Source organism: Paracoccus sp. Arc7-R13 (assembly GCF_004010775.1).
GTDB classification, from domain to species: domain Bacteria; phylum Pseudomonadota; class Alphaproteobacteria; order Rhodobacterales; family Rhodobacteraceae; genus Paracoccus; species Paracoccus marcusii.
This window is the reverse complement of record NZ_CP034810.1, coordinates 1,727,806-1,741,987: the sequence shown is the minus strand read 5'-3', so window position 1 is coordinate 1,741,987 and position 14,182 is coordinate 1,727,806. Positions and strand designations below refer to the sequence as shown.

The window sequence follows — 14,182 nt, the reverse complement described above, 5'->3', positions numbered from 1 at the left end:
CTGCTTTGAATTTTTTTCGCTTGTAACGGGAATGCCGCAGCTTGGCAAAGCCTTTGCCCGCCTTTCGGCCCCGTCAGGGATCGTTCCGCGGGGGTTCGCCCGCGGACAGCCGCGCCTCGATCTGGGCCAGCCGGGCCAGGACCTCGTCGCGATAGGCCTCGGTCGCAGCGGTGCCTTCCTCCTGGTGGGCCTCCTGCATCGAATTCACGATCAGACCCACCACAAGGTTCATCACCGCAAAGGTGGTGACCAGGATAAAAGGCAGGAAAAACAGCCAGGCGTTCGGGTGAACCTCCATTACCGGGCGCACGATGCCCATCGACCAGCTTTCCAGCGTCATGATCTGGAACAGCGAATAGGCCGAATTGCCCATGTCCCCGAACCAGTCCGGAAAGGTCGGCCCGAACAGCTTGGTCGCCATGACCGAGAAAATGTAGAAAATGATACCCATCAGCAGGAAGACCGACGCCATGCCGGGCAGCGCGGACAGGAATCCCTCGACCACGCGGCGCAGGCGGGGCGTGACCGACACGATGCGCAGCAGCCGCAGGATGCGCATGGCGCGCAGGACGGACAGACCCTCGGTCGCGGGCAGCACGGCGATTCCCACGACGATGAAGTCGAACACGTTCCAGCCGTCGCGGAAGAACCGCAGCCCGCGGGCATAGAGCTTCAGCCCGATCTCGATCACGAAGATCGCAAGGCACACCCGGTCCAGCGCGATCAGCACGGGGCCGGCCGCCGCCATCACCCGCGGCCAGGTCTCCAGCCCCAGGATCAGCGCGTTGAACAGGATCACGGCCGTGATCACGCCCTGGGCCCGGGGCCCGTGGATGAAGCCGTCGATGCGGCTCCGCAGGCTGGTGGTCATGTCAGTTGTGGACCCGCGTATAGGTGCCGCGGCCTTCCAGGATCGACCGGAACCCGCCCGGCGCGTCCAGAGAGAAGACGATGATCGGCAGCTTGTTGTCGCGGGCCAGCGCGATGGCTGATGCGTCCATCACGCCCAGATGCTTCTGCAAGACCTCGTCATAGCTGACATTGCCGTACCGCTTCGCGTCGGCATGCTTGACCGGGTCCTTGTCATAGACGCCGTCGACCTTGGTGCCCTTGAAGATCGCCTCGCAGTTCATCTCCGACGCGCGCAGGGTGGCTGCGGTGTCGGTGGTGAAATACGGGTTGCCGGTGCCGGCGGCAAAGATCACGATCCGCTTCTTCTCCAGGTGGCGGATGGCGCGGCGACGGATGTAGGGCTCGCAGACCTCGTCCATGCGGATCGCGCTGATGACGCGGCAATGCAGGCCGCGGCTTTCCAGCGACGACTGCATGGCCAGCGCGTTCATGACCGTCGCCAGCATGCCCATATAGTCGGCGGTGGTCCGCTCCATCCCCTGCGCACTGCCCTGCAGGCCGCGGAAGATGTTGCCGCCGCCGATGACCATGCAGACCTCGACGCCCATTGCCTGGACGGCCTCGACCTCGCTGGCGATGCGGGCGACGGTGGGGGGATGCAGGCCGTATCCCTGATCCCCCATCAGCGCCTCGCCCGAGATTTTCAGCATCACGCGGCCATATTGCTTGGGGACTTCGGTGGTCATCGGGGGCTCCTGTCGCCGGCTGCTTTCATCGCGCCGTTAAATGTCGCAAAAGGGCTGCCGGATCAACTGCCCGGATCGGCCATGCGTGACCCTGACCTGACACAGATCGACGCCGCCCGCCACCTGCTGATCGCCGGACCCACCGCCAGCGGCAAATCTGCGCTGGCACTGGCGGTCGCGCGGGCACAGGGCGGCACGGTGGTCAATGCGGATGCCCTGCAGGTCTGGTCCTGCTGGCAGGTGCTGACCGCCCGCCCGTCCGCCGCCGACCTGGCACAGGCGCCCCACGCCCTTTACGGCCATGTCGCGCCGGGCACCGCCTGGTCGGTCGGCGACTGGCTGCGCCAGGTCGCGGCGCTGCGGGGGCGGCTGATCGTGGTGGGCGGCACGGGGCTGTACCTGACCGCGCTGACCCGCGGGCTGGCGCAGATTCCGCCGACGCCCCCCGCCATCCGCGCCACGGCCGATGCGCGCATCGCAAGCGGTGGTCTGGCCGCGATGGTGGCCGAACTGGACCCCCGCACACGCGCGCAGATCGATCTTGCGAACCCGGTCCGCGTCCAGCGCGCGTGGGAGGTTCTGACCGCCACCGGCCGCGGCATCGCCGATTGGCAGGACGACACGCCCCCGCCCCTGCTGGCCCCAGACGACTGTCAGCGCGTGCTGATCACCAGTGACCGCGACTGGCTGGCGGACCGGATCGCCGGGCGATTTCACGCGATGCTGGACCAGGGCGCCCTGGAGGAGGTGCGCGCGATGCTGCCCCTGTGGGACCCGGCCGCGCAATGGGCCAAGGCCATCGGCGCGCCCGATCTGGTCGCCCACCTGCAGGGTCGTGCGACCCTGGCCGAGGCCACCGAACGCGCCATCATCGCCTCACGGCAATATGCCAAGGCGCAGCGGGTCTGGTTCCGCGGCCGGATGCGCGACTGGCAGATGTGGCAGGCGGGCAACGCCGGGCTGATCACGGTTTAATTCCCGGAAACCCATACGGCGTTCATTGAGTTTTCCCACAGATCGGCGATAATCCGCCGATAGGATCCGTGATGTGGGAGGGTGTCATGTCGGTATGGGATCGCTCTGACTGGACCAAGGGGTTTCCGTTCACACCGACCCGGCTGGCGCCGCTTGGTCGGGGCATCCGCGGGCAAGGCGGCCAGATCGACGTCAACGGCCCCCACCTGCAGACCGAAGGCACCGCCCCTATGCCCGTGCAGCGGGCAAGGGCCGCGGACCGCGTGGCCGTTCCGCAGGCGCTGTCCGTCCGCGTGGCGCCCGCCTCGCACCGGTTCGGGCCGCGGCAGGCCAGCCTTCGCCTGCTGCCTGCAGGCGCCTTCACCTGGGGCGGGCGTGCCGTGCCCGTCCAGCCGCGCACGCGCCCCGACCATGTGCTGATCTGGGTGACCGAAGGGCGCATGCGCATCGACTTTCCGCGCAGTGGCGGCATTCTGGCCGCAGGCGACGTCCGCTTCGTCCCCGCCGGAACCGCCTTCGCCGCCCGGCCGCTGGACGGGGCAGAGGGTCAGGTGCTGCTGATCGCGCCCGAACTGACCGCGCAGGTCGATCCGCCCCTGCCCCGTTCGGTGGTTGCGGGATGCCCGGGCAGCGGTGCCACGCTGCTGTCGGCCACCTTGGCCGAACTGATGGCCGAGGCCGCCCGTAGCCCCGATCACCGCACCCTAGGCTGCTATCTGAACATGCTGTCGCTGCGCCTGTCGCGTCTGGACCCGCCGCGGGATCACCGGACCGATCCCGGCGCGGTCCACACGGATCGCCCGCTAGTCGACCGCTTCCTGGCCCTGGCCGCGGTCGAGATGGGGTCGTGCCGGACCCTGGCGGATCTGGCGCAGGACTTGGGCACCACGCTGACCCATCTGGACCACGCCTGCATCGAGGCGCGGGGCCATCGCGCCATCGACCTGCTGCATGAATTGCGGGTGGACCGCGCGGGCGAACTGCTGCGCCATACCGACCGACCCGTTCCGCGCCTGGCTCAGGAGCTGGGCTATGCCAGCCACGCCCATTTCACCCGCGCCTTTGCCGCCGCGACCGGCCGCACGCCCGAGGCGTACCGCAGCCAGATGCGAAACGCCCCACCCCACGATTAGGCTGGGCGCCCAGCAGGGGGTCCGGGGGACGGCCAGTCCCCCGGCGTCGCGGGACGCAAGGGTGCTCAGTCTTCGGCGGGGGTCTCCCGGCCCCTGAACCCGGTGGCCACCACGAATTTCTCGGACGAATCGCTGCGGCTGGCGGGGGGCTTCACGTTCGCGACCTTGATGAAGTTCTTCTTCAGCATGGTCTGCATGTCGGTCTCGGCACCGCCCGCCAGGACCTTGGCGACGAAAGTACCGCCCGGCTCCAGCACGTCGAAGGCCAGCTGCGCCGCCGCCTCGACCAGCGCCACGATCCGGTTGTGGTCGGTGTTCTTGTGCCCCGACGACGCCGCCGCCATGTCGGACATCACCACATCCGCAGGTCCGCCTAGCCAGGCCTTGACCTTGTCGTCGGCCCCGTCCTCCAGAAAGTCCAGCACGTGGATCTCGGCCCCCGCGATCGGATCGACCTCCTGCAGGTCCAGACCCAGCACCCGCCCGACCTTCTTGCCCGATTTCGTGCCCAAGGCGTTCACGCGGGCCACCGCCACCTGGCACCAGCCACCGGGCGCGCAGCCCAGGTCAAGCACCCGCGCGCCGGGCACCAGGAAGCGGTACTTGTCGTCCAGCTCCAGGATCTTGTAGGCCGCGCGCCCACGGTAGCCCTCGCGCTTGGCGCGGGCCACATAGGGGTCGTTCAGCTGCCGCTCCAGCCACAGGGTGGAGGACAGCTTGCGCCCCTTGGCCGATTTCACCCGCACGCGCAGATCGCGCGCACCGCGGCCGCTGGTCTTGCCGTCCCGGCTGGTCGGTGTCTTCGTCATCTCATGCCACTCCGTTCAAACCTTCCGGCGCCAGCACCCCATCGCGCACCATCTGGGCATAAAGCAACCCCTCGCGCAGGCCGCGATCCGCGACCGACAGCTTGTTCGTGGGCCAGACCCGCATCAACGTCTGCAGGATCGCAGCCCCCGACATGATCAGCGCATGGCGTTCGCGCCCGATGCGCGGGTCCGTACGCCGCCCCTCGGGGCCCAGCTGCAGATAGGAATGGATCACCCGGTCGATCTGGTCGCTGGTCATCTCCAGCCCGTCCACCTTGGTCCGGTCATAGCGGCGCAGGCCCAGGAAACTGGCCGCGACCGTGGTGACCGTCCCTGATGTGCCGATGATCTGGAACCCCTCGTCGGGCGATCCGTCCGCATAGGGGGTGAAATTCGCCAGCGCCTCCTCGAAGAACCACGACATCAGCGCGAAGCGGCCCTGGTCGTCCTCGACATCCGCGAACTGGTCGCGCAACGTCGCGACGCCCAACGGCACGCTGATCCAGTCGACCACGCGGGCGCCGCCCGGCTGCGGGTTCCCGAAACCGTCCGACAGGCGCATGATCGCGCGGGGTCGCTCCTTGGGCTCCACATCCTCCAGGTCGATCCAGACCAGTTCGGTCGATCCGCCGCCGATGTCGACGACCATCAGCGTCTCGGTCTTATGGCTGACCAGCGGCGCGCAACTGATGACGGCCAGCCGTGCCTCCTCCTCGGCGCCGATGATCTCGATGGGCAGGCCGGTCTCGCGCCGGATCGTACGCAGGAAATCGCGGCTGTTGCGCGCGCGCCGGCATGCCTCGGTCGCCACGAGGCGCATGTTGCGCACCTTGTGCTGATCAAGCTTTCGCTTGCAGACCTGCAGCGCGTGCACGGTACGCGCCATCGAGCTGCGGGACAGGCGTCCCGAAGCTTCCAGCCCCTGACCAAGCTGAACCGGCTTGGAGAAGCTGTCGACGACCTGGAACTGACTGCCCGTCGGTCGGGCAATCAGCATCCGGCAAGAATTCGTTCCCAAATCCAGGGCAGCATACAGCGCCCCTTCATCAGGTTGTCGGGTGCCCGACGGCTCGACCGTATTTCTCGGGAACGCGTCCGCACCCGCAGGACGCTTGGGCGTCATAACACACGCCCTCCGATGACAAGTTGAACAAAACGTAACCTGCCATCGGCGACCATTCAAGGGGCCGCGACCGCCGCGGCCACTTGACGGGCGCGCGGGGGCGCGGCAACCAGAAGCGATGATCGACATCCGTCCCGTTGCCCATCCGATCGGCAAGATCCTGACCGCGATCGGTGGCATGATGCTGGCGCCGATGATGGTCGACTGGTGGCATGGCGACCCGCACTGGATGGTGTTCCTGCAATCGGCGGTGATCACCATGGCGGCGGGCGTCTTCGTCGCGGTGGCGACGGCCGGGCGCTATGACCACCTGTCGCTGCATCAGGCGTTCCTGCTGACGTCGGGGATCTGGCTGGTCCTGCCCCTGTTCGGCGCCCTGCCCTTCATGCTGGGCGCGCCGAACGCGACCTTCACCGACGCGATGTTCGAATCGATGTCAGGCTTCACGACCACCGGCACCACGGTCCTGCCGCAGCTGGATTCGCTGGCGCGCGGCATCCACCTGTGGCGCGCGATCCTGCACTGGGCCGGGGGCCTGGGGATCGTCGTCGTGGCGATGGTCTTCCTGCCGGTGATGAAGGTCGGCGGCATGCAGTTCTTCCGGTCGGAAGGCTTTGACACGCTTGGCAAGGTCCTGCCCCGCGCCGGCCAGATCGCGACCGAGATGACGCAGCTGTACCTGATCCTGACCGGGGCCTGCATCATCACCTATCTGATCCTGGGCCTGACCGGGTTCGACGCCGTCGTCCAGGCGTTCAGCACGATCTCGACCGGGGGCTTCTCGAATTACGACGCCAGCTTCGGGGCGTTCCTGGGGCCTGCGGAATGGGCGTCGTCGGTCTTCATGGTGCTGGCGTCGATCCCGTTCATCCGCATGGTCCAACTGATGCGCGGCCAGGCGAAACCGCTGTGGCGCGACATCCAGGTGCGCGCCTATCTGCGCTGGATCGGCTATGCCTGCGTGATCATCCTGCTGTACCGCGTCCTGTGGCTGGGCCAGACCGGTCACCCCGAGGAGATGCTGCGGGAGACCGTGTTCAACGTCATCTCGACCTTCTCGGGGACCGGCTTCGCCTCCACCGACGTGACGCAGTGGGGCCATCTGCCGCTGATGGTCCTGGTGATCTGCGGGCTGATCGGCGGCTGCACCGGATCGACCGGCTGTTCGGTCAAGGTCTTCCGCTATCTGGTCCTGTTCGAGGCCGTGCGCGCCCAGATCCGCCGGATGCATTCGCCCCACCGCGTCTATCCGCTGCGCTATGACGGCCAGCCGCTGGAACAGGACGTGGTCGATTCGGTCATGGCGTTTTTCACGCTGTTCTTCCTGACCTTCGGCCTGCTGATCGTGGGGCTGTCGCTGACCGGCCTGCACCCGCGCACCGCGCTGACCGCCGCCTGGACCGCCATCGCGAATATCGGCCCCGTCTGGGGCCCCGAGGTGACGCGCAACGGCTCGATCGCGGAATTTCCGACCTCGGCCAAGTGGCTGATGACCGTGGGAATGTTCCTGGGCCGGCTGGAGCTGGTGTCGGTCCTGGTCCTGCTGCTGCCGCGGTTCTGGCGCGACTAGGGCAGCGCGGTGGGCGCGGCGCCGGCATTCGGGCCGGGCCCGTGGCGCGTCAGGCTGTCGCTCAGTTCCGCCTGCAGGCGGGTCTGGGTTTCCGCGTCCGACGCCGGCCAGATCAGCACGAAGCCTTCGGCCCGGCCATCGCGGACCCATCCTTCGGCCGCACCGATATGGGCGTCATTCGCGCCATGCAGGGTCACGTGGCCCGGCTTGACCACACGGTCGGGCCGGGGCACCCAGCCAAGCGCCGTGACCAGACCGGCCAGATCCAGCAGCTCCTGCTGGCCACCCGGCTGGCTGAACAGGATCAGCGCCGCCCCCGATCCGTCCTTCGGACCATAGATCGACAGCGCCCGTTCGGCCCGGTCGAAGGTCAGCGCGCGCAGGGGGGCGGTGACCGTCAGCCCGGTCGCCGCGTCGACCAGCGGTGCCAGCCCCTGCGCCTCGGCCCAAGCCGCGCGGCGTTCCGCCAGCAGCCGCAGCGCCGTGCCCGGATCGGTCGAGGCGCGGGTCTGCGTGATCTCGGCCTGGATCGCGGCGCGGGTGCGGGGACCGTCCTTGCCGTCGATCTGGCCGTCGTAATGCCCCGCCCACCGCAAGGCGCGCTGGACCTGGTCCAGCGGCGGCAGGGGTTCGGGCGCGCCGGGCGCGGGCAGGTCCGGGGCCTGGCCCGCGTCCAGCGCCTCGCCCAGATCGGCGGCGCGGGCCAGCATGGCGTCGTCCGGGATCATGTCGGCCTTGGCCAGCACCGGCAGCCAGGCGGAGGCCGCATCCTCGGCCACCGGGCCAAGCGCCACCGCGAACCACCCGTCGGGCAGACGCCACAGCCCGGCCTCGGGGAAATCGGCCCGGAACCGCGCCAGCGCGGCGCGGGCCTCGGGTTCGGCCTGAACCGATTCCAGCCGCAGATAGGCGTCGGGCGACGGCGGGGCCACCACAGCCGGGGCCGTCGCCGCGGTATCGCCCACCGGCATCAGCGCGGTCCCCGGCGCGGGGGTGCTGACGAACGCGTCCTGGGGCACCTTGCCGGCCTGCTTCAGCCGCTCCAGCAGGGGCCCGGCGCGATCCTCGGGCAGCGGCCCAATGGCGATCCCCGTCCAGCCGCCCGGCAGGGCCAGCGTCACGACCCCGTCGAACCGGTCGGCCCATCCCTGCGCCGCCTGCGCCGCCGCCTGGGGATCGCGCTTGGCCTCCAGACGGATCACCGCGCCCTGGGCCAGCGCCGCACCGGGCAGCGCCCCCGCCAGGACCAGTCCCATCACCAAGCGCAAAGGCGTCGTCATCCTGTCCATCCTGTCGCGGGTGTCCTGCCCGCCGTCGGGCCTTCATTGACCCTGTTGCATCGCGCGCCTAGAAGACGCCTTGCCCGATCTACGCAAAAGGATGGCCCGATGACCAGCCCCAACCGACCCCGCAGTTTCCAGGAGATCATCTTGGCGCTGCAGACCTATTGGGCAGGCCAGGGCTGCGCCGTCCTGCAGCCCTATGACATGGAGGTGGGCGCCGGGACGTTCCACCCCGGGACCACGCTGCGCTCTCTTGGATCGCGGGCCTGGGCCGCGGCCTATGTCCAGCCGTCGCGCCGCCCCACCGATGGCCGGTACGGAGAGAACCCCAACCGCCTGCAGCACTACTATCAGTTCCAGGTCATCATCAAACCGTCGCCCCCCGACCTGCAGGAGCTGTATCTGGGCAGCCTGCGCGCCATCGGACTGGACCCGATGGTCCATGACGTCCGCTTCGTCGAGGATGACTGGGAATCGCCTACGCTCGGCGCATGGGGCCTGGGCTGGGAGGTCTGGTGCGACGGCATGGAGGTCAGCCAGTTCACCTACTTCCAGCAGGTCGGCGGTCATGACTGCCGCCCCGTCTCCGGAGAGCTAACCTATGGCCTGGAACGCCTGGCCATGTACGTGCTGGGCGCGGAACACGTGATGGACATGCCCTTCAACGACCCGGACAGCCCGATCGCGCTGACCTATGGCGACATCTTCCGCCAGACCGAACAGGAATACTCGCGCTGGAACTTCGACCAGGCCGACACGGACATGCTGTTCCAGCATTTCAAGGACGCCGAGGCCGAATGCGCCCGCATCCTGGCCGCCGACCGCACCGACGGCGCGGGCCGCACCATCCCGATGGCGCATCCCGCCTATGACCAGGCGATCAAGGCCAGCCACCTGTTCAACCTGCTGGACGCGCGCGGTGTGATCTCGGTCACGGAACGCCAGGCCTATATCGGCCGGGTTCGGGCGCTGGCCAAGGGCTGCGCCGATCTGTTCCTGACCACCGATGCGGCGGGGTCGCCCGCGTGAACTGGGGCAAGGTCGCGGCGCTGGCCCTGCTGGGCAGCACCATCGCCGCGGGCGCGGGCATGTGGTACGCGCAGGAATACCTATACTATGACCCGATCGACCCGAACGGCCCCGATGCCGCCATCGCGGTGACCACCCCTGCCGGCGAACGACCCCTGACCCTGACCGGGTTCGAGGGGATCGACGCCGACAGCAGCCCGCTGCGCTGGCGCGCCTGCGCCACGGTGGACACGGTTCCCGCCGACGCCCTGCCCTTTGACGGCGCCACGCCCCTGAACGCGCCCGGCTGGTTCGCCTGCTTCGACGCAGCGCGGATCGGCGGCGACCTGGAAAGCGGCGCCGCCCGCGCCGTGCTGTCGGTCAGCGAGATCCGCCCCGACGTGGACCGCGTACTGGCCGTCTATCCCGACGGCCGCGTCTACGGCTGGCACCAATACAACGACAAGACCCCGGAACGCGGAGTGATGGACTGATGCCCGACCTGCTGATCGAGCTTTTCTCGGAGGAAATTCCCGCCCGCATGCAGGCCCGCGCGCGCGAGGACCTCAAGCGCCTGGTGACCGATGGCCTGGTTCAGGCCGGCCTGACCTATGCCAGCGCAGGTACCTTCAGCACGCCGCGCCGCCTGGCCCTGGCGGTCGAGGGCCTGACCGCCGCCAGCCCTACCACGCATGAGGACCGCAAGGGCCCCCGCACCGACGCCCCCGATGCCGCGCTGGAGGGCTTTTTGCGATCCACCGGGCTGACCCGCGACCAGCTGCAGGCCCGCGACGACAAGAAGGGCCAGGTCTGGTACGCGACCGTCACCAAGCCCGGCCGCCCCGCCGCCGACATCGTGGCCGAAGTGCTGGAGACGACAATCCGCAATTTCCCCTGGCCCAAATCCATGCGGTGGGGGTCGGGCAGCCTGCGGTGGGTGCGCCCGCTGCATTCGATCCTGTGCATCCTGTCGGACGAGGCCGGCGCGACCGTTGTGCCGCTGACCGTCGACGGCATTGCAGCGGGCAACACCACCCGCGGCCACCGCTTCATGGCGCCCGACGTGTTCACGGTCAGCGGCTTTGACGACTATGCCGCCAAGCTGCGCCGCGCCCGCGTGATGCTGGACACCCAGGAGCGCGCCGCCGAGATCCGGTCGCAGGCCGACAACCTGGCCTTTGCACGCGGCTGGCAGATCGTCCCCGACGACGCCCTGCTGGCCGAGGTCGCGGGCCTGGTCGAATGGCCCGTGCCCCTGATGGGCGTGATCGAGGACCGCTTTCTGGCCCTGCCCCCCGAGGTGCTGCAGACCTCGATGAAGGAGCACCAGAAGTTCTTCTCGGCCCGCAATCCGTCAACGGGCCGGATCGAAGGGTTCGTGACCGTCGCCAACATCCAGACGCCCGACGACGGCGCGACGATCCTGGCCGGCAACCAGCGCGTCCTGGCCGCGCGCCTGTCGGACGCGGCGTTCTTCTGGGAAAACGACCTACGCGAGGCGAAATCAGGAATGGCGGCCTGGGCCGCGGGCCTGGCTTCGGTCACCTTCCACAACAAGCTCGGCTCGCAGGCCGACCGGATCGAACGCATCGCGGCCCTGGCCCGCGAAATCGCTCCCTTGGTCGGCGCCGATCCCGATCAGGCCGAACGCGCCGCGCGCCTGGCCAAGCTGGACCTGCGCTCGGCCATGGTCGGAGAGTTCCCCGAACTGCAGGGCACGATGGGCCGCTACTACGCGCTCGAGGCCGGCGAACCCGCGGCGGTCGCCGACGCCGCCCGCGACCACTACTCGCCCCTCGGCCCCTCCGACGCGGTGCCCACCGCGCCGGTCTCGGTCGCCGTGGCGCTGGCCGACAAGATGGATACGCTGACGGGGTTCTGGGCCATCGACGAAAAGCCGACCGGGTCGAAGGACCCCTTCGCACTGCGACGGGCGGCCTTGGGGGTGATCCGGCTGATCGTCGGGAACAACCTCACTGTGCCCCTTCAGAGCGTCATGTCGACAATGGTGCGGAAGTCCGACATGTTGCACGCCGAAAGCGACAGCGGGATCGTCGGCCCATCTCCTGACCAATATTTGCGGGACCTCCTCTCCTTCCTCCACGACCGCCTGAAGGTCTATCTGCGCGATCAGAGCATCCGCCACGACATCATCGACGCGGTGCTGGCGCAGGAGGGCAATGACGACTTGGTCCGCGTGGTGGCCCGCACTACCGCACTGAACGCGATGCTGGCGACTGAGGACGGCCGCAACCTGACCCAGGGCCTGAAACGCGCCGGCAATATCCTGGCCCAGGCCGAGGAGAAGGACGGCGTCGAATACAGCTTCGGCGCCGACGTCAAGTTCGCCGAGACGGACCAGGAACGCGCCCTCTTCACCGCGTTGGACACCGCCGAACCGGCGATCCGCCACGCCATGGCCAGGCAGGACTTCCCCGCAGCCATGACCGCCATCGCAGCCCTGCGCACGCCGATCGACGCGTTCTTCGAGGCCGTGCAGGTCAACACCGACAGCCAGATCGTCCGGCGCAACCGCCTGAACCTGCTGTCCCGCATCCGCGAAGCCGGTCGCCAGATCGCCGACTTCACCCGCATCGAAGGCTAAAGCCCCCCAAACGAAAACGGCCCGGAGATTGCTCTCCGGGCCGTCTTTGTATGTCCGCCCTGCCGCAGGGGAGCCCGAGGGGACGGCACGTCCCCTCGGCGGGGGGTGCGGGGGGCTGGCCCCCCGCCGGCCGTCGCGGGACGCAATCAGACCGCGCGTTCCACCATCATGTGCTTGATCGACGCGATGGCCTTGGCGGGGTTCAACCCCTTGGGGCAGGTGTTGGTGCAGTTCATGATCGTGTGGCAGCGATACAGCTTGAAGGGATCCTCAAGCTCGTCCAAACGCTCGCCCGTCGCCTCGTCGCGCGAGTCGATGATCCAGCGATAGGCGTGCAGCAGCGCGGCCGGCCCCAGGTACCGATCGCCGTTCCACCAGTACGACGGGCAGGCCGTCGAACAGGAGGCGCACAGGATGCACTCGTACAATCCGTCCAGCTTCTTGCGGTCCTCGATCGACTGCCTCCACTCCTTGCCGGGGGTCGGCGTCTTGGTCTGCAGATAGGGGTTCACGGACGCGTGCTGCGCATAGAAATGCGTCAGGTCCGGCACCAGGTCCTTGACCACCGGCATGTGCGGCAACGGATAGATCGCGACGTCGCCCTTGACCTCGTCGATGCCGAAGATGCAGGCCAGCTTGTTGCCGCCGTCGATCACCATCGCGCAGGACCCGCAGATCCCCTCGCGGCAGGACCGGCGGAAGGACAGGGTCGGGTCGATCTCTGCCTTGATCTTGATCAGGGCGTCCAGCATCATCGGCCCGCACTTGTCCAGATCGACGAAATACGTGTCCAGACGCGGATTCTCGCCAGTCTCGGGGTCCCACCGATAGATCTTGAACTTCTTTACGTTGGTTGCGCCCTCGGGCTTGGGCCAGGTCTTGCCGACGCGGATCTGACTGTTCTTGGGCAGGGTGAACTGGACCATGGGTAGCTCCTTTCAGAGAGTGCCTTCGGACGGCACATGGGCCGCAAACAGGGGTTGCGACCGGGCCACCAGATCGGCCACCCGGTCGCGGGCATGAGGGTTCAGCGCCAGCCCGTTCAGGCGGCGCAGGAATTCAGTGGCGCCGGGCGTCAGACGCTCCATCGCGCGGGATTCCAGCGGCGGCAATGCGTCCAAACGCGCATCAGGGACACCCACCAGCGACAGCAGCTGACGGCCGGGACGATCGGCGTCCGCCTCGTCCTCCAAACGCAGCCGGGTAACAGGAACAGACGACAGCGCGCCGTCCAACCGCCGCAGCAGGTCGCCCCATCCGGGCAGTTCGGACGTCTGCGCGCGGAATTCGGGCAGCGTCAAGGCATAGCCGTCGGTGCGCACGGCCTGCGCCCAGACCGACGGAAGCCACGCCGTCATCCGACGGGTATAGACCACCACATGCGGGGCAAAGCCGCGATCGGCCGCGACCTGCACCAGCGTCGCCAGCATCGCGGGCAGTGCCGGGAACAGACGGGTCTCTCCGCCGTTGCCGGGCATCGCGCCGGCCAGATTCTCATGGGACAGGATCACCGGGCGGTCGTCGTCCGGCAGACCGTCCAGCACCGTCTCGAACGTCGAGACCAGCGTGGCGCGGTGATCATCGTCGGGGGCAAGGCTGCATGCGATGGCCGCACGTCCAAGCGGACGCATCGGCGTCCCCTCCTCGGGCGTGCGGATCACGACCGCGTCCGCCAGCACCGGGGCCGAACGGCGCAGGAACCGTTGCAGGCTGGTGGTACCGGTCTTCTGGACGCCGACATGCAGGAACAGCGGACGGCTCACGGCGTCCCCCGCCAGCCGGGCTGGTCGGCCAGCGCGCGCTCGGGCATCTGGCCCGACCGGCGCTGGACGCAGCGGTTGAAGACGTCGGACGGATCGCGGCCGCGGATGTAGTCGCTACTGATCTCCAGCTCGACGCTGCCAAAGCCACGCGTGCCCCCCGACCCCGAGCCGACACCCATCGCGATACTCCCGCGCGGGCGTTCGGCCATTTCGGCGTCGCGCAGGCAGCTTCGTTCGGCCTGGTCCACCGGGACCGGACCGCAGGCCGCCACCACAGGCAGCAGACCCACGAAGATTGCCCGCGCGATCATCAGA

At 68.5% G+C, this 14,182-nt stretch carries 14 protein-coding genes; 6 read left to right on the top strand and 8 right to left on the bottom strand.

The window, feature by feature from the left end; genetic code table 11:
• Window positions 1-73: 73 nt before the first annotated feature.
• Window positions 74-871 carry an ion transporter gene (locus tag EOJ32_RS08650; protein WP_127898283.1) on the bottom strand — a complete coding sequence of 266 codons (798 nt, stop codon included), beginning with the start codon at window positions 869-871 and terminating at the stop codon, window positions 74-76.
• A 1-nt stretch (window position 872) separates the two neighbouring features.
• The gene (gene pyrH / locus EOJ32_RS08645) at window positions 873-1,598 is read right to left on the bottom strand and encodes a UMP kinase (protein ID WP_045999418.1); all 726 of its coding nucleotides are present in this window, start codon (window positions 1,596-1,598) and stop codon (window positions 873-875) included.
• An 81-nt stretch (window positions 1,599-1,679) separates the two neighbouring features.
• Here pyrH and miaA point away from each other — a divergent pair, with 81 nt between their 5' ends.
• Together miaA and EOJ32_RS08635 are read left to right on the top strand one after the other, a co-directional pair.
• Entirely contained in the window at window positions 1,680-2,573 is an 894-nt protein-coding gene (gene miaA, locus EOJ32_RS08640; RefSeq protein WP_127898282.1) for a tRNA (adenosine(37)-N6)-dimethylallyltransferase MiaA, read from the top strand.
• An 86-nt stretch (window positions 2,574-2,659) separates the two neighbouring features.
• Complete coding sequence (locus EOJ32_RS08635; RefSeq protein WP_164871415.1) at window positions 2,660-3,706, top strand: AraC family transcriptional regulator; 1,047 nt, start codon at window positions 2,660-2,662, stop codon at window positions 3,704-3,706.
• A gap of 65 nt (window positions 3,707-3,771) precedes the next feature.
• On the opposite strand, the gene EOJ32_RS08630 is transcribed toward EOJ32_RS08635, so the two are convergent.
• Together EOJ32_RS08630 and EOJ32_RS08625 are read right to left on the bottom strand one after the other, a co-directional pair.
• On the bottom strand, window positions 3,772-4,515 hold the full coding sequence (locus EOJ32_RS08630) for an RlmE family RNA methyltransferase (RefSeq protein WP_127898280.1): 744 nt from the start codon (window positions 4,513-4,515) through the stop codon (window positions 3,772-3,774).
• Window position 4,516: 1 nt separating this feature from the next.
• Window positions 4,517-5,638: a Ppx/GppA phosphatase family protein gene (locus EOJ32_RS08625; protein WP_042245371.1), complete on the bottom strand. Its 1,122-nt coding sequence runs from the start codon at window positions 5,636-5,638 to the stop codon at window positions 4,517-4,519.
• Window positions 5,639-5,756: 118 nt separating this feature from the next.
• Here EOJ32_RS08625 and EOJ32_RS08620 point away from each other — a divergent pair, with 118 nt between their 5' ends.
• Window positions 5,757-7,208 (top strand): TrkH family potassium uptake protein, encoded by a 1,452-nt coding sequence (locus tag EOJ32_RS08620; RefSeq protein WP_127898279.1) that lies wholly within the window; start codon window positions 5,757-5,759, stop codon window positions 7,206-7,208.
• Here EOJ32_RS08620 and EOJ32_RS08615 read toward each other — a convergent pair.
• Window positions 7,205-8,488, bottom strand: a complete 1,284-nt coding sequence (locus tag EOJ32_RS08615) for a peptidoglycan-binding protein (protein WP_240542386.1) — start codon at window positions 8,486-8,488, stop codon at window positions 7,205-7,207. The two genes, EOJ32_RS08620 and EOJ32_RS08615, sit on opposite strands and share 4 nt — an antisense overlap.
• Window positions 8,489-8,596: 108 nt before the next feature.
• Between EOJ32_RS08615 and EOJ32_RS08610 the strand changes: the two genes are divergently transcribed.
• The 3 genes from EOJ32_RS08610 to glyS are packed head-to-tail and all read left to right on the top strand — an operon-like array spanning window position 8,597 to window position 12,104.
• On the top strand, window positions 8,597-9,520 hold the full coding sequence (locus EOJ32_RS08610) for a glycine--tRNA ligase subunit alpha (protein ID WP_045999422.1): 924 nt from the start codon (window positions 8,597-8,599) through the stop codon (window positions 9,518-9,520).
• Window positions 9,517-9,993 carry a DUF6446 family protein gene (locus tag EOJ32_RS08605; RefSeq protein WP_045999423.1) on the top strand — a complete coding sequence of 159 codons (477 nt, stop codon included), beginning with the start codon at window positions 9,517-9,519 and terminating at the stop codon, window positions 9,991-9,993. Before EOJ32_RS08610 ends, EOJ32_RS08605 begins: the two co-directional genes overlap by 4 nt.
• Window positions 9,993-12,104 carry a glycine--tRNA ligase subunit beta gene (gene glyS / locus EOJ32_RS08600; RefSeq protein WP_127898278.1) on the top strand — a complete coding sequence of 704 codons (2,112 nt, stop codon included), beginning with the start codon at window positions 9,993-9,995 and terminating at the stop codon, window positions 12,102-12,104. The genes EOJ32_RS08605 and glyS overlap by 1 nt, the downstream gene beginning before the upstream one ends.
• A gap of 146 nt (window positions 12,105-12,250) precedes the next feature.
• Here glyS and EOJ32_RS08595 read toward each other — a convergent pair whose 3' ends face one another.
• The 3 genes from EOJ32_RS08595 to EOJ32_RS08585 are packed head-to-tail and all read right to left on the bottom strand — an operon-like array spanning window position 12,251 to window position 14,178.
• Window positions 12,251-13,030 (bottom strand): succinate dehydrogenase iron-sulfur subunit, encoded by a 780-nt coding sequence (locus tag EOJ32_RS08595; protein ID WP_127898277.1) that lies wholly within the window; start codon window positions 13,028-13,030, stop codon window positions 12,251-12,253.
• Between the two features lie 12 nt (window positions 13,031-13,042).
• On the bottom strand, window positions 13,043-13,867 hold the full coding sequence (locus tag EOJ32_RS08590) for a hypothetical protein (RefSeq protein WP_127898276.1): 825 nt from the start codon (window positions 13,865-13,867) through the stop codon (window positions 13,043-13,045).
• Entirely contained in the window at window positions 13,864-14,178 is a 315-nt protein-coding gene (locus EOJ32_RS08585; protein WP_127898275.1) for a hypothetical protein, read from the bottom strand. Before EOJ32_RS08585 ends, EOJ32_RS08590 begins: the two co-directional genes overlap by 4 nt.
• Window positions 14,179-14,182: the final 4 nt, after the last annotated feature.

What these genes read in the sequence shown, in the direction of transcription:
- miaA (WP_127898282.1), top strand. Translation starts at nt 1,680, where the DNA reads ATGCGTGACCCTGACCTGACACAGATCGACGCCGCCCGCCACCTGCTG.
- EOJ32_RS08595 (WP_127898277.1), bottom strand. Translation starts at nt 13,030, where the DNA reads ATGGTCCAGTTCACCCTGCCCAAGAACAGTCAGATCCGCGTCGGCAAG.
- EOJ32_RS08630 (WP_127898280.1), bottom strand. Translation starts at nt 4,515, where the DNA reads ATGACGAAGACACCGACCAGCCGGGACGGCAAGACCAGCGGCCGCGGT.
- EOJ32_RS08620 (WP_127898279.1), top strand. Translation starts at nt 5,757, where the DNA reads ATGATCGACATCCGTCCCGTTGCCCATCCGATCGGCAAGATCCTGACC.
- EOJ32_RS08625 (WP_042245371.1), bottom strand. Translation starts at nt 5,638, where the DNA reads ATGACGCCCAAGCGTCCTGCGGGTGCGGACGCGTTCCCGAGAAATACG.
- glyS (WP_127898278.1), top strand. Translation starts at nt 9,993, where the DNA reads ATGCCCGACCTGCTGATCGAGCTTTTCTCGGAGGAAATTCCCGCCCGC.
- EOJ32_RS08615 (WP_240542386.1), bottom strand. Translation starts at nt 8,488, where the DNA reads ATGACGACGCCTTTGCGCTTGGTGATGGGACTGGTCCTGGCGGGGGCG.
- pyrH (WP_045999418.1), bottom strand. Translation starts at nt 1,598, where the DNA reads ATGACCACCGAAGTCCCCAAGCAATATGGCCGCGTGATGCTGAAAATC.
- EOJ32_RS08650 (WP_127898283.1), bottom strand. Translation starts at nt 871, where the DNA reads ATGACCACCAGCCTGCGGAGCCGCATCGACGGCTTCATCCACGGGCCC.
- EOJ32_RS08635 (WP_164871415.1), top strand. Translation starts at nt 2,660, where the DNA reads ATGTCGGTATGGGATCGCTCTGACTGGACCAAGGGGTTTCCGTTCACA.
- EOJ32_RS08610 (WP_045999422.1), top strand. Translation starts at nt 8,597, where the DNA reads ATGACCAGCCCCAACCGACCCCGCAGTTTCCAGGAGATCATCTTGGCG.
- EOJ32_RS08585 (WP_127898275.1), bottom strand. Translation starts at nt 14,178, where the DNA reads ATGATCGCGCGGGCAATCTTCGTGGGTCTGCTGCCTGTGGTGGCGGCC.